Consider the following 26965-nt stretch of genomic DNA (forward strand, 5'->3'; position numbering starts at 1 on the left):
TAAAACATATGAATAATCTTTATCGATGATGCTTATATTCCAAGGCTTTGGTTATATTTTGTAATTCACGATAAATATTTTCTGACAAGCTATCAGTAAAATCTTCGTTTATGTTTTCTTCGAGTTGATCCTGGGAACTCACGCCGAATACAGCGGTTGTTACAGCAGGATGTTGTAGTACATATTGTAATGCAAGACGATTCAGGCTGTATGTGTTACCAACTAATTCCTTCATTTTATCAAGAAGGCTTTGTAGTTCTTCAGAAGAATAGTCAAGATAGCCTTCATTTCCTTTTTGCATTCGTATTTCGTCTGCTCGCTTACTCAATATGCCTTTTGCTAATGGACCTCTTGCTAGTACACTAATTTCATGATTATGTAATAGGTCAAGTATCTCTTCCTCGGGCCGACGATCTAATAAGTTGTATTGCATCATTACGCCATCAATAGAAGACTTTTGGACATATTCACGAATGACATTGGGACGAATCGAGGAGATTCCGTATGCCCGAATAATGCCTTCTTGTTTTAATTGTTCAAATGCTTCTATTGTTTCGCAGGTTGGGTCATCGGTGGTACCACCATGTAACATATAAAAGTCAATGTAATCTGTACGAAGGCGCTTGAGGCTATCTTTCACTGCATGTATGATATATTTTTTTGAAGGATCCCAAAACCAGTCCTTCGTTTTTGTATTAAAATGATTTCCAACTTTAGTTGTTAGGACAATATCTTCTCGCTTATCATGGATTATCTCACCAATCATTTCTTCATTTAAACCAAAATCATACAAGTCCGCTGTGTCGATGTGGTTTATTCCTTTATCTAATGCAAGGTCAATTATTCGCTTAGCAACTTGCTTGTCTGTACCAAGCGACATACAACCTAATGTTAGTTCTGAAACATATATACCTGATTTTCCTAATTGGTTTTTCTTCATACAATAAACCGTCCTTTTTTTCTTTTGATAGGTCTGTAATAAAAAAGTAATTGCTTTTCCTATGTATTAAGATTAATTAATTGATATAAACTGTTGCATAACGAAAATTATCATTTTGTAAAGATCTCGCACACTCTTATGATTGTTGTGTTCTGGAATCTGCTCCGGCAGAATGCTGCGCTTTCCGCGGGCACGGCCTCAGCCCGCTCAGAAGCAAAAAACGCTTCTGAGTGGTCTTCGGACACGTGCTTTTCCCGCAGGAGTCTACGCATTCTGCCTCCGCTGGTAAAGTATCTCTAATTCATGTATTGTCGCAATCTAGAAAATAACGTTTCGGGTAATTTTATCTTTTGAATTACGAATAGAATGAATTCCTCCAGAGATTTACTTGATTAGAGCGCAATTAGTAGTGGAGGAAACACACGTTGACTCCTGTGGGAGGCTCACCAGCCTCCCGCAAAAGCGAAGTGTGTTTCCAGAACGGTATGACTTTGTATATCCCTATATTACTTTGCATTTTATAGAAATAACGAAAAAACAGTATGAAAAGAACATTTGTTATTTTTATTCTATATCAACTCTCTACTCAAAACCAACGAAACAAACTATGAATGCGAACTGACCTAAAGGTTTTACTTATGGTAAAATAAAATCAATACAATTAGATGAGGGAGATACATATGAAAAAGTTTGAAGAAAAAACAATCAATAGTGAACAGATATTTGAAGGGAACGTTGTCAATCTACGGGTGGATGAAGTTACCCTTCCTAATGGGGAAACTTCGAAGCGAGAACTGATCAAACATCCTGGCGCAGTTGCGGTAATTGCAATCACGGAAGAAAATAAAATTGTGTTTGTTGAACAATATCGAAAAGCATTAGAGAAGTCAATTATTGAAATACCAGCTGGTAAATTAGAACCTGGTGAACACCCAATTGCAGCTGCGATTCGTGAATTAGAAGAGGAAACTGGGTATACTACAAATGGTCTTCACTTTGTTACGTCATTCTATACTTCACCAGGATTTGCAGACGAGTTACTTCACTTATACATCACAGATGAACTGGTGAAATTAAAGGAACCAAAATCTTTGGATGAAGATGAATTTGTCGAAGTGATTGAACTAACATTAGATGAAGCAAAGGATTATGTGGCAGAGGAAAGAATACATGATGCAAAAACAAACTATGCTGTATTATATTTACATGCATTAGGGAGGTAGGGAATAGATTGAATACCTATTTTACTGATATGCATATACATATCGGACGTGATATGTATAATAAACCAGTGAAAATAACAGGAGCTAAAACATTAACATTAACAAATATACTTAAAGAATCTAGTCGAAATAAGGGAATTGATCTCATTGGTGTGATTGATTGTCATGCACCAGCTGTACAACAAGAAATCAAACAATTAGTAGCCAAGGGTGAAGCCTATGAGTTAGTAGATGGTGGTATCCGCTTTGAGAAAGCTACATTACTTTTGGGATCAGAGATTGAAATCTATGATGAAAACTGTCATGGTCCGATTCATGTCCTATGTTACTTGCCTACACTTGAAAATATGGGGTACTTTTCGGAGTGGCTAACGACAAAAATGAAAAACATTACACTTAGCTCCCAAAGATACTATGGATCCGCTAAAGAATTACAGTATAAAGTAAAAGAGTTAGAAGGTATTTTTATCCCAGCTCATGTGTTTACGCCGTTTAAAAGTCTTTATGGTAAAGGGGTAAAGAAGTCTTTAACCGAAGTCTTTGATAAAGATTTAATCGATGGAATTGAACTAGGTTTAAGCTCAGACACCGAAATGGCTGATCAAATAAGTGAGTTACATCAATTTACATTTGTAACGAATTCTGATGCACATTCGCTTGCGAAAATCGGCCGTGAATACCAGGAGATCTACATGGAAGAGCCTTCATTTAAAGAATTTTACTTCGCACTACATCATGCCTATGGCAGGTCTATTAAGCAAAACTTTGGCATGAACCCAAGGCTAGGGAAATACCATACGACCGTATGTAATCATTGCCTTACCGAGCTCAGGACAGATGTAAAACAATGCCCAAATTGTGGATCAAAAACAATTATTAAAGGCGTGTTTGACCGTATTCAAGAGTTAAAGGATATAGAGGTAAATGATGTAAGCAGGCCGCCTTATTTATATCAGGTTCCATTAGAATATTTACCTACTCTTGGACCGAAAACTTACGGGAAGTTACTAGAGCGATTTCAAACAGAAATGAATGTCATCCATCATGCGCCATTTGAAGAATTGTTAGCAGTTGTTTCCGAAAAACTAGCACATGCTATTATTGATATGAGAGAGGGAAAATTGAAAGTAAATGCTGGTGGTGGCGGGAAATACGGAACAATATCTCCTAATTAAAATTATTTTTAGTAGATTTTTGGTATTATTATTTGGAATTCTTCATAGTTTTAACTATAGATATCTTCTTTAGAATGGAGGATTCCAATGTATAATCGTAATAAAAGTTTTGTTGAGAATCATATAAAAGAGCATGCCACAATCTATTTATTTATGGTTATTTTGTTTTTAACTGGTATTATTTTTGGTGCGATTATCGTTAACAGTATGAACTTTATACAAAGGCAAGAATTGTTTTTCTATCTGGAACGTTTTTTTAAACAGATTGTAGAAGGACAGACAATCGATAATGTAATTATATTAAAGGAAAGTTTTCTTTATCATGTGAAATATCTTTTATTATTGTTCATATTAGGCTTATCGGTAATTGGTCTTCCAGTTGTATGGGTACTAATATATGTGAAGGGGCTAGTAGTAGGCTTTTCTGTAGGATTTCTAGTAAATCAACTAGATTGGTCAGGGCTATTTCTTGCAACATTTTCTATCGCTCCGCAGAATTTAATCATTATTCCAATCTACATAATTGCAGGTAGTCTTTCCATGATTTTCTCGTTGACACTATTAAATAAGCTATTCTCAAAACGGCCGTCTGGTGCTATTTTTCAACCATTTGGACAATATGTCGTCATTTTTTTACTATTATTAATTGCATCCTTTATTGCATCAGGTATTGAAGCTTATGTAGCAAATGGGTCAATGGTCTCCTATATCAAATCACTTTATCAATAATGAGTTTTATATTATAATTATTATAAATATAAAGTGATAATATACTTTGACACGTGTTTTATCGGTGCATATAATTAAAGGTGGGATATGAGGGAGGCGATCTGTTGTGGAACATCGAATCGAGCGAATAAAAAAGCAATTACACTCACAAAGCTATAAGTTAACTCCGCAAAGAGAAGCTACGTTAAGAGTATTACTAGAGCGAGAGGAAGATCATCTAAGTGCGGAGGATGTTTACTTATTAGTGAAAGAAAAAGCACCTGAAATTGGTTTAGCTACGGTATATCGTACACTAGAGTTGCTTTCTGAATTGAAAATAGTTGATAAAATTAATTTTGGTGATGGAGTCTCTCGTTATGATTTAAGAAAAGAAGGTGCGAAACATTTTCATCATCATTTAGTTTGCACACAGTGTGGTTCGGTTGAAGAAATTGAAAATGATTTACTAGAAGATGTTGAAAAAATCGTACAAAAAGATTGGGGTTTCGAGGTAAAAGATCACCGATTAACGTTTCATGGAATATGTAAAAACTGCCAGGAAGTGCCAGTGAAGGTAAAAGAAACAAATGAAATATAAGATAGATGTTCACACTTCTCCTATCTTATTTGACATGATAAAATGCTAGTTCGCCTTTTTTCGATTCGGAAAGAGGCTTTTATTTTTGAAAAAGATCTAGGATTGTGGAGATCAAACACCTAAATTGTGATTGCACTCATAAATATAGAGCGTTGTACATGTTCAGGTGTTTTACATTTAGTGAGAAAAAGCGTACATTCTAGTTAACAGGAAATTGGTAATTATCGAAAACAGCATGTATATTGTTATTCCGATTTGGCATATCTTAGAGTAGGAAACTACTAATCATTCATGAGGAGATATGACCTATATGAAACAATTAATATGGGATACAATTAAAGTATTTGTCATCTTTACCATTTGTACATGTTTATTTTACTTTGGTCTTCGTATGATGCATGCCGAGTATGAGAACTACCATCGTTATGATGAGCCAGAGGGTCCATCTGTTAAAGTGTTTCATTCAGACCAACGTGTCATAGACAGATTTAATATATTATTTCGATTAGGGGAGTAAGGTTGATGCTTACAGAAGCGCTGGAGGATTATTTTCATTTTTTACAGATTGAGAAGGGATTGTCAGACAACACATTAAAATCCTATAAACGTGACTTAAATGAATATATTCATTATCTTGATAAGGTTATTCAAAAATCTTCATGGGATACGGTTACAAGAAAAGATATTGTTGGGTTTCTATATATGCTGAAAGACGATGGCAAATCCACCGCCACGATATCAAGGCATATCTCATCTATTCGTTCATTTCACCAATTTCTAGTACGTGAGCAGCTTGTCCAAAATGACCCAAGTTTACATATAGAACTTCCCAAAAAGGAACGTAAGCTACCAGATGTGATGTCACAAGAAGAGGTAGAACGCTTACTTACTATAAATGAACATTCACCTTTAACAGTACGTAATAAAGCGATGCTTGAATTAATGTATGCTACTGGGTTACGTGTTAGCGAACTAATCGCACTAAAGATAAGTGACTTACATTTGACAATGGGGTTTTTACAATGTTTTGGGAAAGGTTCAAAAGAAAGAATTGTACCTATTGGAAATGTTGCGATTAAGGCTGTGGAAAAATACATAGAGCAAGCAAGACCTGAACTCGTTAAGCAAAAAACAGAATCTGCATTATTTGTAAATCAACATGGCAGAGCTTTATCAAGACAAGGATTTTGGAAAATATTAAAAAAGGTAACGCTGGATGCTGGGATTAAGAAAAAAATTACACCGCATACATTAAGGCACTCCTTTGCTACACATTTATTAGAAAATGGAGCTGACTTACGTATCGTCCAAGAAATGCTCGGTCATGAAGATATTTCTACGACACAAATTTATACCCATGTTACAAAAACTAGATTAAAAGATATGTATAAAGCTTATCATCCTAGAGCTTAATTCCATAAAAGTGTGTGTTCAAAAGGAAAATAAAAAGGGCCGAGAAGTAAGTGATGGAGTAACTTTGATGGGCAGAACGTCATTTAATACGTGAATAAAGGCAAGGAAAATCAACTAGATTCCTTTAGCATATATAGTGACTTCGACGTTTAACACAGTACGTGTTAAACGTCGAAGTTCCACTTTCTCAATGTTTTTTTACCGGACTATTTGAACAACCTCTTAAAATAGATTTTCATACATAGTTACGCACTTATTAGGGATTATAATTGTAGGAGGTTTTAAGATGCATAAATTTAAAAGGATATTTTTAATTGTAATGGATTCTGTTGGAATTGGAGAAGCTCCTGATGCGAAAGCATTTAATGATGAAGGTGCAGATACTTTAGGACACATTGCTGAAGCGATGAACGGGTTAGAGATGCCGAATATGGCCAAATTAGGCCTAAGTAATATTCGGGAAATTCAAGGTGTTGAAAAAGCAGAGAAACCAAAAGCACACTATACAAAAATGCAAGAAGCATCCAATGGCAAGGACACCATGACTGGACATTGGGAAATAATGGGTTTACATATTAAACAACCGTTTCAAACCTTTCCAGATGGGTTCCCACCGGAATTAATTGATGAACTAGAGGAGAGGACAGGACGTAAGATTATTGGGAATAAACCTGCTTCAGGTACGGCCATTCTTGATGAGCTTGGCGCGGAACATATGAAGACTGGGGCATTAATTGTCTATACATCAGCCGATTCTGTATTGCAAATTGCTGCACACGAAGATATTGTTCCATTAGATGAACAATATCGTATTTGTGAAATAGCGAGAGAACTAACATTGGATGAGAAATATATGGTAGGGCGTGTGATTGCTCGTCCGTTTATTGGGAAGCCAGGCGCATATGAACGAACTTCAAATCGACATGATTACGCACTGAAACCATTCGGTAGAACAGTTATGAATACGTTAAAGGATAATGATTTAGATGTGATTGCTTTAGGGAAAATATCCGACATTTATGATGGAGAAGGTGTAACAGAACAGGTTAGAACGGTCGATAATGATGATGGAATGACCAAATTAGTTGAGTCCATGAACAAGGACTTTTCAGGAATAAGCTTTTTAAATTTGGTTGATTTTGATGCGAAATATGGTCATCGCCGTAATCCGATTGGATACGGGGAAGCGTTAGAACAATATGATAAACGATTATCAGAGGTTCTTCCATTACTAAAGGAAGATGACTTATTAATCATTACAGCTGATCACGGAAATGATCCCATTCACCATGGAACAGATCATACCCGTGAATACGTACCACTATTAGTGCATCATGTGAATGTAGAGAAAGGAAAAGAACTACCAATTCGAAAAACATTTGCAGACATAGGTGCAACAATTGCTGACAATTTCGGAGTAGAAATGCCAGAATTTGGTACAAGTTTTCTAAAAGGAATATAAGAAGACTGTTTACCCAAGACTAAACTATGACGTAATCGATATAAAATGCGCAGTAAGTGCTTTGTTGATTTCCGCTCTGGGCAGCCAGTACGCTTTCCGCGGGCACGGCCTCAGCCTCCAAAGAAGCAAAGAGCGCTTCTTCTGGAGTCTTCAGACACGTGCTTTTCCCGCAGGAGTCGACTGGCTACCCTCCGCTCCAATCAACCACATACTAGCAATAATATTATTAGTAAGTTGAATAGCACAATCCTAGTGGAGGCAATACACGTAGACTCCTGTGGGAGGACAGGCCTAGGTGAGACTACGTAGTGCGTTAGCACGAAGGAGGCTCACCAGCCGCCCACGGAAAGCGAAGTGTATTGCCGGAACGGTAGGACATACTTTTTCTCCAGTTACTGCGCATTTTATATCAACTAAGAAGTACACAACAAAAAATTACGATTATGCCTTTTACTAAATTAAGAGGGAAATGTACAAATGGACAGATTAGCGAGTAGAGAAGCTAGTGAATTTATTAAACAAAAAATTAACAATGTCCCAACGATTGGTCTTATATTAGCATCAGGATTAGGTGTGTTAGCGGATGAAATAGAAAATCCAACCATTATTCCTTATCAGGATATTCCACATTTTCCTCAATCCACTGTTGCTGGTCATAAAGGGGGTACAAATCCCCTCATTGGAAAAAATGATGATAAACTCGGAGCACGCTTTCCAGATATGTCGGAAAGCTACAATAAGGCCTACATTGGCCATGCAGAGGATGCAGCAAAAGCATTGATCCTAAAGGTGCAAAAAGGTGTCTACGTTGGAAATACTGGTCCAAGCTACGAAACACCAGCTGAAGTAAGAATGTTGGGTGGTGACGCAGTAGGAATGTCCACGGTACCAGAAGTTATTGTAGCTAATCACGCTGGTCTACGTGTATTAGGTATTTCATGCATTTCTAACATGACAGCGGGAATATTGGATCAACCGTTAACACATTCAGAAGTAATGGAAACGACCGATAAAGTGAGGGGAAATTTTCTAGCATTTGTGAAAAAGATTATTGAAACGATACCAACTAACATAAAATAGGTGATAAATATGAGAATGTATGACATTATCGAAAAGAAAAGAGACGGTCAAGAATTAACAGAAACCGAGATTCAATTTTTTATTAATGGCTATACAAAAGATGAAATTCCAGATTATCAAGTAAGTGCGTTGTTGATGGCTATTTATTTCAATGACATGACAGACGGGGAACGTGCTAGTCTAACAAAAGTTATGGTTGAGTCAGGTGACCAAATAGATTTAGCGCAAATTGAAGGAGTAAAGGTTGATAAGCATTCCACAGGTGGAGTGGGCGATACAACAACACTTATTCTCGCACCACTCGTTGCATCTGTTGGAGTACCCATCGCTAAAATGAGTGGCAGAGGACTTGGTCATACAGGTGGTACCATTGATAAACTTGAATCGATTCCCGGTTTTCATGTTGAAATAACAAATGATGAATTTATTGAACTTGTTAATAAGAACAAAGTTGCTGTAATTGGCCAATCAGGTAACTTAACGCCTGCAGACAAGAAATTATACAGTCTAAGAGATGTAACAGCAACCGTTAATTCGATCCCGCTTATTGCAAGCTCAATTATGAGTAAAAAAATTGCTGCTGGTGCTGACGCGATTGTATTAGATGTAAAAACAGGTTCTGGTGCATTTATGAAGGAGCTTGAGGATTCTGAGAAGCTTGCAAGTGCGATGGTTTCGATTGGTCAGCAGGTTGGAAGAAACACGATAGCAATTATTTCAGATATGAACCAACCACTTGGGTTTGCAATAGGAAATGCGTTAGAAGTTAAAGAGGCAATTGCGACATTACAAGGAAACGGACCGAAAGACTTAACGGAATTATGTCTCGTTCTTGCAAGTCACATGGTTGTTCTAGCGAATCAGGCTACTAGTACGGAAGAAGCACGAAAAAAACTGGAAGAAAACTTGAAAAACGGTAAGGCACTTGAACAATTTAAGCTTTTTCTAGGATCGCAGGGCGGAGATACGAGTGTGGTGGATCAACCAGATACTTTACCCCAAGCTTCCTATCAAGTAGAATTACCTGCTAAAGTCTCTGGAACAGTTTCTAAAATCGTTGCAGATGAAATTGGTACAGCAGCAATGATGCTTGGTGCTGGTAGAGCAACGAAAGAGTCGGAAATTGATTTGGCTGTCGGAATTGTATTGCATAAAAAGATTGGTGATGATGTTAAACAAGGTGAGGCATTGTTAACTATTCATGCGAACAGCGAGGCAATTGATGATGTCAAAGAATTGCTCTATCAAAACATAGAAATTTCAACTGGAAAAATAGAAGCACCGCCATTAATTTATGGAACAATAACGAAATAATGATATATATAAAAGAGCACATTTTAACATGTGTTCTTTTTCATCTATCAGGGTATATTAAAACATCCTTCTGGGAATCCTTACATTATATTGATTGTTGGAGGGTAAAACTATGAAAAAATATATTCTAATAGCTAGCATGGTATTTTCATTTGTACTAATTTCAGCAACAACTGTTTTTGGGGAGGAAGGTAAAGAAAGCAAGAATGAATCCATAAATCTAGCAGAAGACGCGAAGTCGGCAATACTCATTGAGCGAGATACAGGAGCAATTTTATTTGATAAAAATTCCCATGATGTACTGCCACCTGCAAGTATGACGAAATTAATGACATTACTATTAATCATGGAGGAAATTGATAAAGGAAATCTTAAAAAAGATGAGATGGTACGTGTCAGTGAACGAGCAGCTTCAATGGGTGGCTCACAAATTTTCCTTGAAGCAGGGGAAGAGATGGTTGTAGATGATCTATTAAAAGGGGTTGCAGTAGCTTCGGGTAATGATGCTAGCGTCGCATTAGCAGAAAGAATTGCAGGTAGTGAAGAAGCCTTTGTCGGGAAAATGAATGAAAAGGTAAAAGAATTAGGACTTGAAAACACTAAATTCCAGAACACGACTGGTTTACCAGCAGAGGACCATTACAGCACTGCCTATGACATGGCAATGATTGCCAAGGAATTACTAAAGTATGAAGATATAACAAATTACACATCGATTTACGAGGATTATTTACGCAAAGGAACAGATGATGAATTTTGGTTAGTAAATACGAATAAATTGGTTCGTTTTTATACTGGGGTCGATGGTTTAAAAACGGGCTATACAAGTGAAGCAAAATACTGTTTGACTGCAACTGCCAAAAAGGATGACATGCGTGTAGTTGCTGTTGTTATGGGTGCTGAAACGACAAAAGAAAGAAATGCGATTGTTTCAGGCATGTTAGACTACGCCTTCAGTCAATATAAAACAGAAAAAATATTCAGTAAAGATGATGTTGTAGCTAATTTAGACCTATTAAAATCTGAAAAAAGGAACGTTGATGTTGTTGTTTCTGAATCGGTAAGTACGATACATAATAAAGGTGATGTTACTGACAATATCACAAAGGAAATAAACCTAGAAGAAAACTTGTCTCTACCAATTAATAAAGGGGATATCGTAGGATTATTAACAATAAAAAACGGGGACGAAATACTTTCGGAAGTTCCCCTAACGGTTAATGAAGATGTACAAAACGCATCTTATTTCACATTGTTAAAGAGGACGGTACAAGAAATGGCGAAATATAGATAATTTCTACTTTTTTTAAAGAAAAAGTACTTCTTTTGTCGATGATGCAGGAATCTATTCGCTGTATAAAGAAATAGACATATACATCAAATTCTGAGGAGGAAAAGATTAATGGGGCTTCATTCGATATTTGACGTAAAAGAAGAGGTATTGATTGTTCGGCTTTCTGGGGAAATCGATCATCACGGGGCAGAAAGCCTACGAGATAAATGGAAAGATATGATGTATACAACTCCTGTAAAACACGTCATTCTAAATCTTGAAGAGGTTACTTTTATGGACAGTTCTGGATTAGGTGTGGTTTTAGGAAGATATAAAGAAGTATTACAACTTGGTGGAGAAATGGTTGTTTGTTCTGTTTCTCCTCAAATCAAACGTTTGTTTGAGATGTCAGGTTTGTTTAAAATTGTCCGTCTTGAAGAGAATGAGGCATTTGCATTAGAAACGTTGGGGGTGGCTTCATGAGAAATGAAATGTTTGTTGAATTTTCAAGTAAAAGTGAAAACGAAGCATTTGCTAGGGTAACTGTCGCTGCGTTTATTACACAATTGGATCCGACAATGGATGAACTAACGGAAATCAAGACAGTCGTATCTGAGGCTGTAACGAATGCAATCATCCATGGTTATAATAATGAGCCTAATCATAAGGTTTATATTAAATGTGTGATTAACGATGGTGATATTGAGTTGACAATTAAAGATGATGGTATTGGTATAAGTGATATTGATAAAGCAAGAGAACCATTATACACATCGAAACCAGAATTAGAAAGATCTGGAATGGGATTCACAATTATCGAAAATTTTATGGATCAAATAGAGGTCATCTCTTCCCCAACCCAAGGTACGACATTACATTTGTCAAAGCAATTAGTAAAAACAAAAACGGTTTATAGTTAGGGAATGCCTATGAATGTTAATGTGAAAAAAAATAAAGGTGAAGAGGCCTTAAAAGATGAGCAGGTTAAAGAGTACATTTATAGAAGTCAACATGGGGATAAGGCGGCTAGAGATATATTGGTTGAAAGGAATATCCGACTAGTTTGGTCAGTTGTTCAACGGTTTATCAATCGAGGATATGATCCAGATGACTTATTCCAAATTGGTAGTATTGGTCTAATTAAATCAATCGATAAGTTTGATCTTTCTTATGATGTTAGGTTTTCTACGTATGCTGTTCCGATGATAATCGGAGAAATCCAACGGTTTATTAGGGATGATGGCAGTGTAAAGGTTAGTCGTTCCTTAAAAGAAGTAGGCAATAAAATTAGGAGAAAAAAGGATGAATTAACGAAACAATTTGGTCGTTCACCAACAATTAATGAAATTGCTGAAGCTCTGGAAATTACACCTGAAGAGGTGGTTCATGCGCAAGAAGCTTCAAAGTCTCCACATTCCATTCATGAAACGGTTTTTGAAAATGATGGAGATCCAATTACATTATTAGACCAAATAGCTGACCAGGATACCAAATGGTTTGATAAATTGACCCTTCAAGAAGCTATCAAATCGTTAAACGAGAGAGAACGTTTAATTATCTATTTACGGTATTATAAAGACCAAACGCAAACCGAAGTCGCTTTAAGATTAGGAATTTCTCAAGTACAGGTGTCTAGGCTAGAGAAAAAAATACTAAAAGAAATGAAAATAAACATGGACCCATAATTTATTTTGCTTCAAACCAAAAAATCATCACTCACGTGGTGATTTTTTTTGGTTAGATAAAGAAAGTATAAATATTTTCTTATCTACATAAGTGCAACGAAGGCTGTCACCGAAAGGCCTGGCTAAACCGAAGTTTTCTACTTTTTCCTGATAAAAATTGTGTTCCTAACCAATACTAAGCGTACAGAAATAATAGAGGATGGGATTACTGGTGGCAAACCTTGTATATTTACGGATGAAAAAAAGTGTTGTACTTGATGAAATGCGTGAACTGAAGCTAAAGGATATTGCATTTATAACGACATCAGAAAGCACACGGAAACAAGAATTGGAGAGTACTTCCATTTACCGTGTCACAAAAAAGGATAAAAATCTTGTAGTGATTGATAGCTTTTTGATCATTGAACATTTAACACATTTATATAAGGATGTGGAGATTCAGCTCGTTGGGGAGAATCAAACCATAATAAGAGTGGTAAAAGAGAAAAAAGCCACATCGCCGTTTATTGTTGCTTGTGTCTGGTTGCTCTTATTTATTGGTACTGCAATGACGATTATGAACTTCCACTATGATGTTAGCATGCAGCCTGTGCAACAAAAACTGCATTATTTATTAACGGGAGAGGAAAATGAATTTCCTCTGTGGATACAAATCCCTTATTCCCTCGGTTTAGGACTAGGTACACTATTGTTTTTTAATCATTGGTTTAGTAAGCGGTTTAACGAAGAACCAAGCCCACTAGAAGTGGAAATTTTTAATTATCAACAAGACCTCGATAACTATTTAAATTATAACGAAAATAAAATAAATGGTCGAAAACCTAGTCGTTAAATTTCTACAAATAATTATCGGTTTTAGTGGGGGTCTTGCTGTTGGTGGTGGCTTTGTCGCATTTATAACCGTGCTGGGTATTATACCTAGATTAATTCAATTAACGAGAACGGAATCATTGATAAAAGTGTATAGTGCATGTGTTGTTTTGGGATTATTAATGGGTTCCTATTTCTCTTTTGCTGATGTGAATTTTGGACAACCATATATTGTTTTAGTAATTTGGGGATTATTTCATGGAATCTTTAATGGTATGTTAGCTGCCGCCCTAACGGAAGTTTTAAACGTTTATCCAATCCTTACAAAAAGGATAAGAGTGGAGAAGAGTCTACTGATATTATTAATGGCCATTGTCTTTGGTAAGGTTATCGGTTCATTATTTCAATGGCTATTCTTTGTTAAGCTGTAAAGAGTGGAGTGAATCATCATGGCAAAAACGAAACAAAAGAATGAAATTCCAGTTTCATCTAATATTATGCAAAATCAATCGTATATGGAAGAAAAGCTTGGTATTGGCGTTTCATTCGATGTAGGTTTTCGTGAAATTATATTACTTAAAAAGAAGGTACAATTATATTATGTGACAGGTTTATGCGATGCTTCAGTTATCCAAGAGTTATTAAAGCAACTCGTAGATATTAATGATTCAGAAAGTAACGCTAGGAAGCTTCCTGAGATTGTTGAAAATCGATTGGTACATCAGCAAGTAGATCCACTGGAAACAATGGATGAAGTGGTGGATCAATTACTTTCTGGATTAGTCATCGTTTTTGTTGACGGGGATAGGCATGCACTTGTTGTTGATGTAAGAAGTTATCCAGGCAGAACTCCCCAGGAACCTGATACGGAAAAAGTAATTAGAGGTTCCAGAGATGGATTCACAGAGAATATTATAGAAAATACAGCCCTTACAAGAAGAAGGATTCGAGATGAAAGACTAAGGCATGAAATGCTTAAAGTTGGAGAGCGCTCAAAGACCGATGTTTGTATTAGTTATGTGCAAGATATTGCAGATGATGGCCTTGTTACCTATATTAAAGACAGAATAGATGCAATTGATATCGATGGCGTTTCCATGGCTGATAAGACAATTGATGAGTTTTTTATTGATCGTAAATGGAATCATTATCCATTAGTACGATATACAGAAAGACCAGATGTTGCAGCAAGTCATCTTTTAGAAGGACATGTTATTGTAATGGTAGATACATCACCAAGTGCGATCATTTTGCCTACTACTTTTTTTCATCATTTGCAACATGCAGAGGAATTCCGCCAAACGCCTACAGTAGGTACGTTTATTCGGTTTATCCGATTTTTAGGTGTACTTTCTTCTATGTATTTGTTGCCTTTATGGCTCCTGTTTGTAATGGATCCTACCTTACTTCCAAAGGAATTAGCATTTATTGGTCCAAATGAAGAAGGAAACATTCCAATTATGATTCAAATTATTTTAGCGGAGGTAGGTATCGAATTTCTCAGAATGGCCGCTATTCATACACCAACACCACTCTCTACCTCGATGGGTTTAATAGCGGCAGTATTAATCGGTCAAATTGCAATTGATGTTGGAATGTTCAGTCCTGAAGTTATTTTGTATGTTGCGATCAGTGCAGTTGGTTCTTACGTAACACCAAGTTATGAGTTAAGTGTTGCGAATAAACTAACAGGATTATTTTTAATCATTTCAACTGGTGTCTTCGGTTTGATCGGTTTTGTAGTCAGCTTCTTAATACATGTTATTTATCTAATGAATTTAAAGTCTTTAAAAACACCTTTCCTATGGCCTTTTATTCCGTTTAATGGAAAGGCAATGTTGCAAATACTATTTCGTATTCCTGTTCCGTATACGAATACAAGACCAAGTATGGTTCACCCGAAAAATAACTATAGACAACCAATTAAAAAGAGCTAACCTTAAAGTTGGCTCTTTCACTTTTTTTCTCCATATGGTAAAGTATTTTTATTCGTTAATCCAGGGGGGATAATAGATTATGATAATTAATCACCATCCATTTACAGTAAATGAGAGTGGACATTTAGAAATAGGTGGATTAGATACAGTTATGCTTGCTGAGAAATATGGTACGCCACTATATGTGTATGATGTATCGATGATAAGAAATAACGCTCGAGCGTTTGTGCAATCATTTGAAGCTTTAAATGTGACAGCAAAGGTAGCGTATGCAAGTAAGGCATTCTCATCAATTGCGATGTTACAAGTGGCGAAGCAAGAAAATCTATGTCTAGATGTCGTCTCAGAAGGAGAGTTGTACACTGCACTACAAGCAGACTTTCCTACAGATAGAATACATCTACATGGTAATAATAAGAGCCCTCGGGAAATTTCGATGGCCATTAAAAACGATATCGGTTGTATTGTAGTTGATAACTTCTATGATATAGATTTAATTAGCCAAATTGCAAAAGACTCAGGTAAAAAAGTAAGTGTGCTCATGAGAGTGACACCAGGTGTTGAATCCCATACACATGAATATATCATGACAGGAAACGAAGACTCAAAGTTTGGCTTTGATCTTCAAAACGGGCAGGCTGAAGAAGCATTTAGGCTTATAGAAAAGCAGGAACATATGCACTTCATGGGATTACATTGCCATATTGGGTCACAAATATTCGAAACAGAAGGGTTTAAAGTAGCGACAGATTTATTATTTAATGAACTTATAAAATGGAAAATACAATATGATTATACACCTGAAGTATTAAATTTGGGTGGTGGATTTGGTATCCGTTACACGAAGGAAGATGAACCTCTGCCTCACCAAACATATGTAGAAGGGTTAGTGCAAGCGGTTAAGCAACATGTTCAGGAAATGGATATTCCGATGCCTGAAATCTGGATTGAACCAGGTAGATCAATCGTTGGTAATGCAGGGATTACATTGTACACTGTTGGTGCAATGAAAAATATACCTGGAATTCGTAATTATATTTCGGTGGATGGTGGCATGACCGATAACATTAGACCAGCATTATACCAAGCGAAATACGATGCGGTTGTTGCTAACAAGGTAAATCAACAAGCTACGGATGAAGTTTCTGTTGCTGGTAAATGTTGTGAATCCGGGGATATGCTCATTTGGGATCTTCCTGTCCCTAAAGTGGAATACCGCGATATTCTTGCAGTCTTCTCGACAGGGGCTTATGGTTACTCCATGGCAAGTCACTATAATCGCCTTCCAAAACCAGCTATCGTATTTGTAGAAAATGGCGAAGATAAATTAGTTGTAAAAAGAGAAACGAATGAAGATATCACAAAAAATGACTTATCTTACGTATAGATTACTTTAAAAACAAACCGTTAAATGTTAAAATGAGCAGGAGTTTGTATCTATTTTGTAAAAGAAGGAGTTTATATGTATGTCTAAAACAGGTTACATCTTATTAGAAAATGGTAATAAAATAGAGTTTGAATTATATCCAAATGAAGCGCCAGGAACGGTAGCTAATTTTGAAAAATTAGCAAATGAGCATTTTTATGATGGTTTAACTTTCCACCGTGTGATTCCTGGTTTTGTAAGTCAAGGTGGCTGCCCAATTGGCAATGGAACAGGTAGCGCTGGTTATACAATTAAATGTGAAACAGAAGGTAACCCACATAAACACGTAGAAGGCTCTTTATCCATGGCACATGCTGGACGAGATACTGGAAGCTCTCAATTCTTTATCGTACATGAGCCTCAACCTCATTTAAATGGTGTTCACACTGTATTTGGACAAGTTACATCAGGTATTGAACATGCCAAAGCAATGACAAATGGGGACGTAATGAAGGAAATTAGAGTCGACTCAGAGTAATCTTTTGTTAAGAAAAGATGGAAATTCTACTCTTAGCACTTTATCTTGTATTTATTGCAGCACCTGCTAGCACCTACTTCCATGAACTTGGGCATGCATTAGCTGCAAATCTTGTAAAAGCTGATATGATCCATATAACAATTGGTAAAGGTAAACAGATGATTCATCTTTCGAATGAGAAAATTAATACGTATGTTAACAGGCAATTCTTCCTTGGGGCATATACAGTTAGCACGAGGGAAAATCCTTATACAGCATATGAGAAAATTTTTATTGCTTTAATGGGTCCTTTAACAAATGGTATCATCGTTATACTTCTGTACATATTATATGGAGTAATTCCAAATATATATCTAGAGCTTGCTTTCTGGTTTAATTTATGGCTTGCAATTGTTAATATGATCCCATTTAAATGGAGAGAGAAACATACGGATGGATATACTATTTATAAAGAGGCAAGAACGAACAACATCTTATGATAAATGTCGTATGTGTTAGATAGGTCATATTAAGAATACCGTATTACGGCTTGTTGCTTGCTACTATTTGACAAACGTTATAATTAGTGTAATAAATAGATATATACATCTTGGAACGTATAGCTAGATGACTCAGGAATATCTTGAGTGATTTAGTAGCTTTTTATTAAGAGGGGTCTTTATGTTAATTCGTTTTAAAAAGAATTTAGAAAAAATTGCAATGGGTTTATTATCTTTCATGCCAGAAGTAAAGAAAGATGTAAAAAAATTGCAGCAACTGATAAAAGAATATGAGACGAATCCCAATTGGCATCTGTATCTATGGAAAGAAGTAGATGATGTAATAGGAATTATTGGTTTAAGAATGGAAGATGACACAAATGTAATCATACAACACATTTCTGTCAATCCATCTTATAGAAATATGGGTATCGGTAAGAGAATGATTATAGAGCTTAAAGGTCAATATCAAAATAAATATACTGTTCTTGCAAGTACCGAAGTAGAAGATTTTTACAAAAGATGTAAAGATACTGAATTAGAAATGGAAGAACAGTAAAAAAGCCAGCCCATAAAAAGGGCTGGCTTTTACATGGTGCATATTTTAAAAATAAAATAGCCAGGACCTAGAACCTGACTATATGAATATTACATGTCATCTATCTTAGAACCAAGCTGCACCAACAATGATTAACAGAATAAACAATACAACGATTAACGCGAATCCTCCATTATAACCTTGACTCATAATGAAATTCCTCCTTTTTTTTCTTTACATAAATGTTTTATAATAACATTTATCTTACGTTAATAACGTATGCCTGCCTGCTTCACATTGTATAGGCGTTTGCTGTAGATATTTAGAATTTGAGAGGACGAAATGAATGAATCAGGCATATCAAGTTAAATTAGATGCATTTGAAGGCCCGCTTGATTTGCTTCTACATTTGATCAATAAATATGAAATTGACATATATGACATACCGATGGCGGAGATTACACATCAATATATGGATTATGTGCATACAATGCAAAGATTAGAATTGAACATCGCCAGTGAGTATCTCGTAATGGCAGCAAGCTTAGTTGCGATTAAAAGTCAAATGTTGCTACCAAAACAAGAAATTTTAGATGAATCTGATGAATATATGGAAGATCCAAGGGACGAGCTAATGAAACGCCTTATTGAATATAGAAAGTTTAAAGAGGCTGCGGTGAAGTTTAAAGAAAAAGAAATGGAGGCAAATCAAATATTTACCCGTTCTCCAACTGTTTTTGATAATCTTTCTATAGAGAAACAACCTGTTCGTAAAGGTGATGTGTCTGTATACGATATGTTAAGTGCGCTTGGTAAAATGTTTGAGAGAAAAAGCTGGAATCAACCGCTAGATACAAAAATAAGTCGTGTAGAGATTCCAATAGAACAAAGAATGAAAGATGTATTAGAAACGGTAAAAGCTTCAAAAGTCGGGGTGGCATTTGATGACTTGTTTCCATATCCATCGAGATCACATATCGTTATTACATTCATGGCATTATTAGAACTTATGAAATCGAAAGAAGTTGATTGTAAGCAAAAGAATAACTTCGAAACATTATATGTTTATTATTTGGAGGAATAGCAGTGGAAATCGATGAAATAAAAGGAGTATTGGAAGGATTACTTTTTGCTAGTGGTGATGAAGGAATTTCCTTTAAACAGGTATGTGCTATAATTGAAATTTCAGAGGAGACAGCTAAGCATGTTCTTGAAGAATTAAAATTTGACTATGAAAGACGGGATCGTGGGATGATGATTATGGAGTCACATGACATCCTTCATTTAACGACAAAACCAGAACATAGCAGCTTTTATAAAAGGTTATTAGAAGTCCCACAAACAACAAGAATGAGTCAGGCGGCATTAGAAACCTTAGCAATTATTGCATATCGGCAACCCATTACAAAAACGGAAATTGAAGAAATTAGAGGAGTGAAAAGCGATCGTCCTGTGCAAACATTACTTGCAAGGTTATTGATTGAAGAGGTTGGTCGTAAAGACAGTGTAGGCAGACCTATTTTGTACGGTACGAATAAAGACTTTTTAACCTACTTTGGTCTGACTTCACTAGATGAATTACCCCCCTTGCCAGAGAGTGATGATACGGAAGATATCAATCAAGAAGCAGACTTATTTTTCAACCGTTTTACTGATGAAATGAATAATAGCGAAGGATGAAGACTTCTTACAAATACGGTAAGGAGTCTTTTTTGAACGAATTTTCTCTGGTAGGCATATGATACCCAGGGGTGATGTAAATGAATAAATATGTTTCCTATTTATTGGAATTAGAACATTGGTTAGATGATGTGGAAAATACGTTGCTAGCTGCGAATCTTACCGATCAAGAGCTTGATACATGGATGGAGCAAACCGATGCTTTTCGTTCAGAAATTAAAGATATCAGAAGGAATGATAATATTACGGGAGTAGAAGTACAGTCCTTACAAGAAAAAGGAAGAAGTGTCTTTCAAGTATTTGCAGGCAACGGGAAGAGTATTGCATATGGTAACCATTCCCTGCCACCATTGCCATACGAATATAATGCGCTTGAGCCTTATATAAGTGAAGAAATCATGCGTCTACACCATGATAAACACCACAGATCCTATGTTGATGGCTTAAATAAAGCAGAAAGGGCATTATATATTGATAAAACGGATAGGGCTTTGATCAAGCATTGGTTGAGAGAACAGGCATTTAATGGTTCGGGGCATTATTTGCATACGATTTTTTGGAATAATATGACGCCACATTCTACTAAAAGGCCAATCAAGGAAATAAAAAAACAAATAGAAAAAGATTTTCACTCATGGCAAAGTTTTAAAAAGAAATTTTCTGATGCTGCAGATTCTGTAGAAGGTGTTGGTTGGGCTATTTTATTCTGGAATCCCAGAAGTGGGCGCTTAGGTATACAAACGCTAGAGAAACATCAATTGTTTTCTGTAGCTGACACGATTCCGTTACTTGTACTTGATGTATGGGAGCATGCCTATTATCTTCAGTATCAAACAGATAAAAAGAAGTATATTGAAAATTGGTGGAATATTGTGAACTGGGAAGACGTCAACCATCGCTTCATCCATGCAAACAATCTAAAATGGGAGAAATATTAAAATAACGACTAAAAATTATCACTCCGCGGAATGAGGTTGATGTTAAGATTCCATAAATCATTCATAACATCCAGCTATGTGCATAAAATAAATTGACACCATATCCGCGGGAGGATTACAACAATGAAAATTGTATCAATGATAATGATCGTGTTTATGTTTCAATTATTTATCCCTATAAGTGGACAAGCTGCACCTAGTGTATCCGCAAATAATGCTGTATTAATAGAACAATCAACTGGACGAGTTTTATATGAAAAGGGAGCGCATGAGAAGCAGTCAATCGCTAGCATTACTAAGATTATGACTGCAATTATTGCTATTGAGTCGGGTAAAATGGATGAAAAGGCAAAAGTAAGTAGAGAAGCAATCTATACAGAAGGGTCCTCTATCTATTTAGAAGAGGGCGAAAGAATCACCACTCAGGATTTAGTATATGGGCTTATGCTACGATCTGGAAATGACGCTGCTGTTGCTATTGCAGAACATGTCGGTGGGAGTGAAGAAGGATTTGTTTTTTTAATGAATGAAAAAGCTAAATGGTTAGGAATGACAAATACCCACTTCGATAATCCGCATGGTCTTGATTCAGACAATCATTACTCAAGTGCCTACGATATGGCTATTCTAATGCAATATGCAATGAAGAATGACACGTTTAAGAAGATAACAGGGACAACCTCTTACAGGTCGGAAAACAGATCATACGCTTGGCAGAATAAAAATAAATTATTAACTCAATTGTACGAATATTGTACGGGCGGTAAGACTGGATTTACGAAAAAAACAGGAAGAACGTTAGTGTCATCAGCAAGTAAAGATGGCATGAACTTAATTGCTGTAACATTAGATGCACCAGACGATTGGAGAGACCATATTTCCATGTTTGAATATGGCTTTACTAATTATGAACTGGATTCCCTTCAAGAACAAGGGGAAATCAATTTTAATATTCTTGACTTAAGTGAGAATACGATGGGCTATTTCCATGAAGACATCAAATACCCACTGACAGAACAGGAAGTAAATGATGTATCAACAAAGAACTATGTAGTAAAGAACTTTGATGAAGTAGGGGAGGGAATTATAGGGAAGGCTATTTTTTACCTTCATGATGAAAAAATTAGTGAAGCACCAATTTATACGAAAGAAATAGAAACAGAGAAAGAAGATAGTCTCGTATCAGATATTATACAATTCTATAAAAAAGTAATAGGGATGTAATTATTATGGTGAATCTTATTTGGGCTTTTATGGCAATTGTTGGTATTGTTTATGCGATGTTCAATGGAACAATGGAGGAAGTAAATAAAGCCTTGTTTGAAAGTGCAAATGAGGCTGTAAAGTTATCGATCGGACTAATTAGTATATTGGTTTTTTGGCTGGGAATAATGAAGGTTGCTGAGGAAGCAGGCATTTTAAAGATTTTAACAAAGGTGATGAGACCAGTTGTTGTAAGGATTTTTCCTGAGATACCGAAAGATCATCCAGCGCTAGGCTATATTTTATCAAACTTCACTGCCAATATTTTTGGCTTGGGTAATGCTGCAACTCCTCTGGGCATTAAAGCGATGGAACAGATGAAAGAATTAAGTGGATCTGACACGGCATCTAGATCCATGATAACTTTCTTAGCGATAAATACAGCGGGAATAACAATTATTCCTACTACAGTAATCGCTATACGTATGCAATATGATTCTGCATCACCTACTGAAATTGTTGGTACAACGATTGTTGCTACAGGAATTTCCTTAGTGTGTGCTTTACTCCTTGACAGGCTATTTTACTATCAATCTATTAGGAGGAAAGAATGATGGGGATAATTACAGCAATCAGTACATGGCTGATTCCTAGTTTTCTATTAATTGTTCTATTAACCGCCTCTTGGAAAAAAATCCCTACATATGAAGTATTTGTTGAAGGAGGAAAAGAGGGTGTCAAATTGGCATTTTCTTTACTTCCTTTTTTAGTAGGGATGTTGGTTTCCATCTCCATTCTAAGAAGCTCAGGTGCTCTGGAAGCACTGATAAATCTTATCTCCCCTTTTTTAATTGCAATAGGAATACCTCCGGAAATCGTTCCATTAGGACTAGTTAGGCCTATTTCAGGAAATGCCGCGCTCGGCGTTACAACAGAGCTAATCGCTACACATGGACCAGATTCATTTATTGGTAGATTAGCATCAACAATGCAAGGAAGTACGGATACGACCTTGTATATTCTTACCGTGTATTTTGGTGCAGTTGGTATTAAACGTATGAGATATGCAGTAAAAGTTGGACTATTAGCAGATTTAATTGGTATAATTGCATCTATCATAATCGTTACCCTTGTCTTTGGGTAAAGCGAAAAAGTAGCGTTAACGATGAGTTAGCGCTATTATTGTGTATGAAAATAAAAAGTTGTTTTCTAAAGGTTGTTGCTTCTTAGATATAAGATAGACATAAAGTATATAAACTTTGGACTAAAGCTATTCATTTCATGAAGCTCTCGCTCACACTTATGAATGCTATGTGCTGCCATTCGCTCCGACAGAATACTTCGCTTTCCACGGACACGGGCTCATCAGCCACCCTAAGATGCGCGAAGTGTCTTTCCGGAACGGTAAGTTACGCAGAAGTTTACATCAATTGCAACAAACAATACGAAAAGAGCTAAATAAAAAAAGCAAGGTGATAATATGACAAACAATCAGGATAGATTACAGAAGGTAATTGCACAAAGTGGCGTTACGTCAAGAAGAAAAGCAGAGCAACTCATACTTGATGGCAAGGTAAAAGTCAATGGAAAAGTCGTGCAAACACTCGGTACGAAAGTTTCTACTGATGATAAGGTAGAGGTTAATGGGGTTCCTTTGGAAAAAGAAGCATCTGTGTATTACTTATTATTTAAACCACGTGGAGTTATTTCTAGTGTGAAAGATGAGAAAGGAAGAAAAGTAGTTACTGACCTATTAGGAGAAGAAATAGAGGAACGTATTTTCCCAATAGGCAGATTAGATTATGATACATCTGGAGTAATTCTCTTAACGAATGACGGAGAATTTGCTAATTTGTTAATGCATCCAAAGCATAAAATTGATAAAGTATATGTTGCAAAAATAAAAGGAATTCCATCGAAAACAGAATTAAACAAGTTAAAAAAGGGAATAAAATCCGAACAAGACATATTAAAAGCCGTTTCCTACAACATTATATCGATGGACAAAAAAACAAATACAACATTTCTGGAAATTACGCTGCATGAAGGTAAAAACAGACATGTAAGAAGAATGATGGAAGGTTTAGGTTATCCTGTTGTGAAATTAAAGCGAGAGAGATACGGCCTGTTGACGGCAGACGGGCTAGCTACTGGAGAATATAGAGCTCTATCCCCTAAAGAAGTGAAGCAGATGCGTAACTTAGCTCTAGAAATTGTCAAATAATGGTCAAATTTAAACATTAGTGACATGTTATAATAGAGAAACCTATGTGGTTATAATGGGGGAAAGGAGTGGCTGCGATATGGGGATTGAAGAGGCAAAGCAGAAGAAGAAAAAGAAAAAAAGAAATCGCTTAATATACCGAACAGCAATTTTAGCTGTGTTAATTGCTGCAACTTTATTTGCAGTCATTAGTAATTTGCAAGATGATAATACGGTTTATCGTAAAGGAGACCAGGCACCAGATTTTCAACTTCAGCAAATAAATAAGAATAACGAATTGGAAACGGTACGGCTAAGTGATTTCGAAGGAAAAGGTGTTATGCTCAATTTCTGGGGCACTTGGTGTAAGCCATGTGAAGCTGAAATGCCCTATATGGAATCGCTCTATCCTGAATACAAGGAAAAAGGGGTAGAAATCATAGCTGTTAGCTTAGATAATACCGAATTAGTCGTAGATAATTTTATCGATAAGTATAATCTAACTTTCCCAATTCCGTTTGATCGTACAGAGGAAATAAGAGATTTATACAAAGTTGGGCCGATTCCAAGTTCTTTTTTCATCAATCCTGAAGGAGAAATTGTCGAGGTTGTTGATGGTGCTCTTTCGCTAGAAAGACTAGAAGGATATTTACAAGCAATCCAACCAAAATAAGCAAATACATAATTTTTACGTCTTACGGGGGGAAACCATGAGTAAACAAAAGATTAAATGTGATTGCGGGCATGTTAATCCAATAGGAACAGTTCTCTGTGAATCATGCGGAAAGCCGATTGAAGGCAATCAACATATTGACGGTAACGAAAATAAAAAGCTGTTAAACATGAGATATGATGGGACAGCCCGTCGTTCACAAACATACAGTAAATCAATTATAGACAAAATTTGGAGTTTCTTTTCTTCCGTTAAAGTTGGTGTTTGGTTAATCGTTTTAGCATTAATCGCATCGATGTTAGGAACTATTTTTCCTCAAGAAATGTACATTCCTGCACAGGCGCCAAACCGTGATCCTGCTTTTTTCTATGAAGATCAGTATGGAATTTTTGGGTTAATATATTATCAGTTAGGTTTACATAATTTATATTCATCATTGTGGTACATGATTCTTATTGCGTTAATCGGTGTTTCTTTAGTTATTTGTAGCTTGGATCGATTTATTCCACTCTACAAAGCTTTACGCCATCAAAAACCTAAGAAACATAAAGCTTTTTTAAGTAGACAACGTTTGTATAGTGAAACAGAAGAAGTAACTGATGAAGAATTAGAAAAAATAAAAGCCAATTTAAAACAGTCTCGTTATAAGATTATTGAGGAAGATGGACATATACTTGCTGAGAAAGGTAGATTTTCCCGCTGGGGTCCATACGTAAACCATATCGGACTTATTATTATTTTATTGGCAGCTATCCTACGCTCCACACCATTATTCTATATGGAGGAATATGTCTGGATTAGAGAAGGTGAACAAAAGGCAGTTCCAGGTACAGATGGAGAATACTTTATTGAAAATAAGGATTTCATTATGGAAACACATGATGAAAATGATGAACGATTTCAAGCTGCTATTGAGCAGGAAGGGATGGTAGCAAGTAACTACCAAACCGATGTAGTAATTTACAAGGCGGATAAGCCGTTACCGGGTGCAGAACCTGAATTGGAACCTATGCAAGAGGCATCCATTCGAATGAATGAGCCGTTGAAATTTGATGGGTATTCCGTTTACCAATCAGGATACCAATTAAATGAATTCAATAGCATGACATTCAATATTCATCAAACGGATGATGCAGAGGAAGTCGCACTGGATACCTTTACAGTCGATCTAACAAAACCTGAATCTGAGTACGTATTGGAAAATGGTTTTCGTGTTGAATTAGAACAATTTTATCCTGATTATTATCTAGATGCCAATGGTATTCCAGCATCGGAAACGAATTATCCCAGAAATCCTGCTTTTGTATTTTTAGTGTATCCGCCAGGTAGTGATGATTCCGAAATCAGTTTCGTCGGGATTGGTAGAAATATTGATGCAACTGGAGAAAATGAGTATAAGTTAGGGATCGATAACTTTGAAATGAACGACGTAAGCGGATTAACTGTGAAATATGACCGCTCTCTCATCTTTTTTGGTATTGGAGCAGCAATCTTTATGATTGGTGTGATGCAAGGGATGTACTTTCAACATCGACGAATTTGGATAAATCGTAAAGAGAAGGGTCTATTACTTGCTGCACATACGAATAAGAATTGGTTTGGTATAAAGAAGGATATAGATAAAGTAATTGAAGGAACCAATGTTAGAATGGTAGATGATCAACAGGAACTAGACGAAATAGAAAAATAACTGCAATACATAAGCAGTGCTGAAGTTCGCAACTGGACC

31 protein-coding genes are annotated in these 26965 nt (G+C 36.1%); 29 read left to right on the plus strand and 2 right to left on the minus strand.

All coding sequences use genetic code 11. The features are described from left to right. Positions 1–19 precede the first annotated feature (19 nt). Entirely contained in the window at positions 20–940 is a 921-nt protein-coding gene (locus D8M05_RS08245; protein WP_121130542.1) for an aldo/keto reductase, read from the minus strand. A gap of 680 nt (positions 941–1620) precedes the next feature. Here D8M05_RS08245 and D8M05_RS08250 point away from each other — a divergent pair. The 20 genes from D8M05_RS08250 (at position 1621) to D8M05_RS08345 (ending at position 18560) form a co-directional block, all read left to right on the plus strand. Next, positions 1621–2163 carry an NUDIX hydrolase gene (locus tag D8M05_RS08250; protein ID WP_121130544.1) on the plus strand — a complete coding sequence of 181 codons (543 nt, stop codon included), beginning with the start codon at positions 1621–1623 and terminating at the stop codon, positions 2161–2163. A gap of 8 nt (positions 2164–2171) precedes the next feature. Continuing rightward, complete coding sequence (locus D8M05_RS08255; protein WP_245985261.1) at positions 2172–3338, plus strand: endonuclease Q family protein; 1167 nt, start codon at positions 2172–2174, stop codon at positions 3336–3338. Positions 3339–3425: 87 nt separating this feature from the next. Further along, positions 3426–4067: a stage II sporulation protein M gene (gene spoIIM / locus D8M05_RS08260; protein WP_121130546.1), complete on the plus strand. Its 642-nt coding sequence runs from the start codon at positions 3426–3428 to the stop codon at positions 4065–4067. A 106-nt stretch (positions 4068–4173) separates the two neighbouring features. Beyond that, positions 4174–4644, plus strand: a complete 471-nt coding sequence (fur, locus tag D8M05_RS08265; protein WP_121130548.1) for a ferric iron uptake transcriptional regulator — start codon at positions 4174–4176, stop codon at positions 4642–4644. Positions 4645–4954: 310 nt separating this feature from the next. Then, a complete protein-coding gene (locus tag D8M05_RS08270) occupies positions 4955–5161 on the plus strand; it encodes a YqzK family protein (protein WP_121130550.1) in 207 nt (68 codons plus the stop codon). 5 nt (positions 5162–5166) lie between these two features. Then, positions 5167–6057, plus strand: a complete 891-nt coding sequence (xerD, locus tag D8M05_RS08275) for a site-specific tyrosine recombinase XerD (RefSeq protein WP_121130552.1) — start codon at positions 5167–5169, stop codon at positions 6055–6057. A gap of 286 nt (positions 6058–6343) precedes the next feature. Beyond that, positions 6344–7519 carry a phosphopentomutase gene (gene deoB / locus D8M05_RS08280; protein WP_121130554.1) on the plus strand — a complete coding sequence of 392 codons (1176 nt, stop codon included), beginning with the start codon at positions 6344–6346 and terminating at the stop codon, positions 7517–7519. A gap of 477 nt (positions 7520–7996) precedes the next feature. Continuing rightward, on the plus strand, positions 7997–8599 hold the full coding sequence (locus D8M05_RS08285; RefSeq protein ID WP_121130556.1) for a phosphorylase family protein: 603 nt from the start codon (positions 7997–7999) through the stop codon (positions 8597–8599). A 9-nt stretch (positions 8600–8608) separates the two neighbouring features. Next, positions 8609–9913, plus strand: a complete 1305-nt coding sequence (locus D8M05_RS08290; RefSeq protein WP_121130558.1) for a pyrimidine-nucleoside phosphorylase — start codon at positions 8609–8611, stop codon at positions 9911–9913. 112 nt (positions 9914–10025) lie between these two features. Next, entirely contained in the window at positions 10026–11207 is a 1182-nt protein-coding gene (locus D8M05_RS08295; RefSeq protein WP_121130560.1) for a D-alanyl-D-alanine carboxypeptidase family protein, read from the plus strand. A 108-nt stretch (positions 11208–11315) separates the two neighbouring features. Beyond that, the gene (gene spoIIAA, locus D8M05_RS08300) at positions 11316–11669 is read left to right on the plus strand and encodes an anti-sigma F factor antagonist (protein ID WP_121130562.1); all 354 of its coding nucleotides are present in this window, start codon (positions 11316–11318) and stop codon (positions 11667–11669) included. Continuing rightward, the gene (gene spoIIAB, locus D8M05_RS08305) at positions 11666–12106 is read left to right on the plus strand and encodes an anti-sigma F factor (RefSeq protein WP_121130564.1); all 441 of its coding nucleotides are present in this window, start codon (positions 11666–11668) and stop codon (positions 12104–12106) included. The genes spoIIAA and spoIIAB overlap by 4 nt, the downstream gene beginning before the upstream one ends. Positions 12107–12115: 9 nt before the next feature. Then, positions 12116–12871, plus strand: coding sequence for an RNA polymerase sporulation sigma factor SigF (gene sigF / locus D8M05_RS08310; protein ID WP_121130566.1), 756 nt, complete (start codon positions 12116–12118; stop codon positions 12869–12871). Between the two features lie 211 nt (positions 12872–13082). Beyond that, a complete protein-coding gene (locus tag D8M05_RS08315) occupies positions 13083–13703 on the plus strand; it encodes a stage V sporulation protein AA (protein WP_121130568.1) in 621 nt (206 codons plus the stop codon). Then, the gene (locus tag D8M05_RS08320) at positions 13681–14112 is read left to right on the plus strand and encodes a stage V sporulation protein AB (RefSeq protein ID WP_121130570.1); all 432 of its coding nucleotides are present in this window, start codon (positions 13681–13683) and stop codon (positions 14110–14112) included. Before D8M05_RS08315 ends, D8M05_RS08320 begins: the two co-directional genes overlap by 23 nt. Before the next feature lie 18 nt (positions 14113–14130). Beyond that, the gene (locus tag D8M05_RS08325) at positions 14131–15618 is read left to right on the plus strand and encodes a spore germination protein (RefSeq protein ID WP_121130572.1); all 1488 of its coding nucleotides are present in this window, start codon (positions 14131–14133) and stop codon (positions 15616–15618) included. A gap of 79 nt (positions 15619–15697) precedes the next feature. Further along, positions 15698–17005 carry a diaminopimelate decarboxylase gene (lysA, locus tag D8M05_RS08330; protein ID WP_121130574.1) on the plus strand — a complete coding sequence of 436 codons (1308 nt, stop codon included), beginning with the start codon at positions 15698–15700 and terminating at the stop codon, positions 17003–17005. Positions 17006–17084: 79 nt separating this feature from the next. Further along, complete coding sequence (locus tag D8M05_RS08335; RefSeq protein ID WP_121130576.1) at positions 17085–17522, plus strand: peptidylprolyl isomerase; 438 nt, start codon at positions 17085–17087, stop codon at positions 17520–17522. 17 nt (positions 17523–17539) lie between these two features. Beyond that, positions 17540–18001 (plus strand): M50 family metallopeptidase, encoded by a 462-nt coding sequence (locus D8M05_RS08340; protein WP_121130578.1) that lies wholly within the window; start codon positions 17540–17542, stop codon positions 17999–18001. Positions 18002–18182: 181 nt separating this feature from the next. Continuing rightward, positions 18183–18560: a GNAT family N-acetyltransferase gene (locus D8M05_RS08345; RefSeq protein ID WP_121130580.1), complete on the plus strand. Its 378-nt coding sequence runs from the start codon at positions 18183–18185 to the stop codon at positions 18558–18560. A gap of 105 nt (positions 18561–18665) precedes the next feature. On the opposite strand, the gene D8M05_RS08350 is transcribed toward D8M05_RS08345, so the two are convergent. Beyond that, a complete protein-coding gene (locus D8M05_RS08350) occupies positions 18666–18749 on the minus strand; it encodes a YjcZ family sporulation protein (protein ID WP_121130581.1) in 84 nt (27 codons plus the stop codon). 136 nt (positions 18750–18885) lie between these two features. Here D8M05_RS08350 and D8M05_RS08355 point away from each other — a divergent pair, with 136 nt between their 5' ends. The 9 genes from D8M05_RS08355 to resB all read left to right on the plus strand — a co-directional run bounded on the left by D8M05_RS08355 (position 18886) and on the right by resB (position 26926). Continuing rightward, complete coding sequence (locus D8M05_RS08355) at positions 18886–19623, plus strand: segregation/condensation protein A (RefSeq protein WP_121130584.1); 738 nt, start codon at positions 18886–18888, stop codon at positions 19621–19623. A 2-nt stretch (positions 19624–19625) separates the two neighbouring features. Next, positions 19626–20219, plus strand: a complete 594-nt coding sequence (scpB, locus tag D8M05_RS08360) for an SMC-Scp complex subunit ScpB (protein WP_121130586.1) — start codon at positions 19626–19628, stop codon at positions 20217–20219. Positions 20220–20299: 80 nt separating this feature from the next. Continuing rightward, positions 20300–21157, plus strand: coding sequence for a superoxide dismutase (locus tag D8M05_RS08365; protein WP_121130588.1), 858 nt, complete (start codon positions 20300–20302; stop codon positions 21155–21157). Positions 21158–21280: 123 nt separating this feature from the next. Then, positions 21281–22381 carry a D-alanyl-D-alanine carboxypeptidase family protein gene (locus D8M05_RS08370; protein WP_121130590.1) on the plus strand — a complete coding sequence of 367 codons (1101 nt, stop codon included), beginning with the start codon at positions 21281–21283 and terminating at the stop codon, positions 22379–22381. Positions 22382–22386: 5 nt separating this feature from the next. Continuing rightward, on the plus strand, positions 22387–22974 hold the full coding sequence (locus D8M05_RS08375; protein WP_121130592.1) for a nucleoside recognition domain-containing protein: 588 nt from the start codon (positions 22387–22389) through the stop codon (positions 22972–22974). After that, a complete protein-coding gene (locus D8M05_RS08380) occupies positions 22974–23504 on the plus strand; it encodes a spore maturation protein (protein ID WP_121130594.1) in 531 nt (176 codons plus the stop codon). Before D8M05_RS08375 ends, D8M05_RS08380 begins: the two co-directional genes overlap by 1 nt. Positions 23505–23840: 336 nt before the next feature. Beyond that, complete coding sequence (locus D8M05_RS08385; RefSeq protein ID WP_121130596.1) at positions 23841–24584, plus strand: pseudouridine synthase; 744 nt, start codon at positions 23841–23843, stop codon at positions 24582–24584. Positions 24585–24663: 79 nt separating this feature from the next. After that, the gene (gene resA, locus D8M05_RS08390; RefSeq protein WP_121130598.1) at positions 24664–25236 is read left to right on the plus strand and encodes a thiol-disulfide oxidoreductase ResA; all 573 of its coding nucleotides are present in this window, start codon (positions 24664–24666) and stop codon (positions 25234–25236) included. A gap of 37 nt (positions 25237–25273) precedes the next feature. Beyond that, complete coding sequence (resB, locus tag D8M05_RS08395) at positions 25274–26926, plus strand: cytochrome c biogenesis protein ResB (RefSeq protein ID WP_121130600.1); 1653 nt, start codon at positions 25274–25276, stop codon at positions 26924–26926. The last annotated feature ends 39 nt before the right edge of the window (positions 26927–26965 follow it).

Origin of the sequence: Oceanobacillus bengalensis (genome assembly GCF_003628445.1) — a bacterium.
Classification (GTDB): domain Bacteria; phylum Bacillota; class Bacilli; order Bacillales; family Amphibacillaceae; genus Oceanobacillus; species Oceanobacillus bengalensis.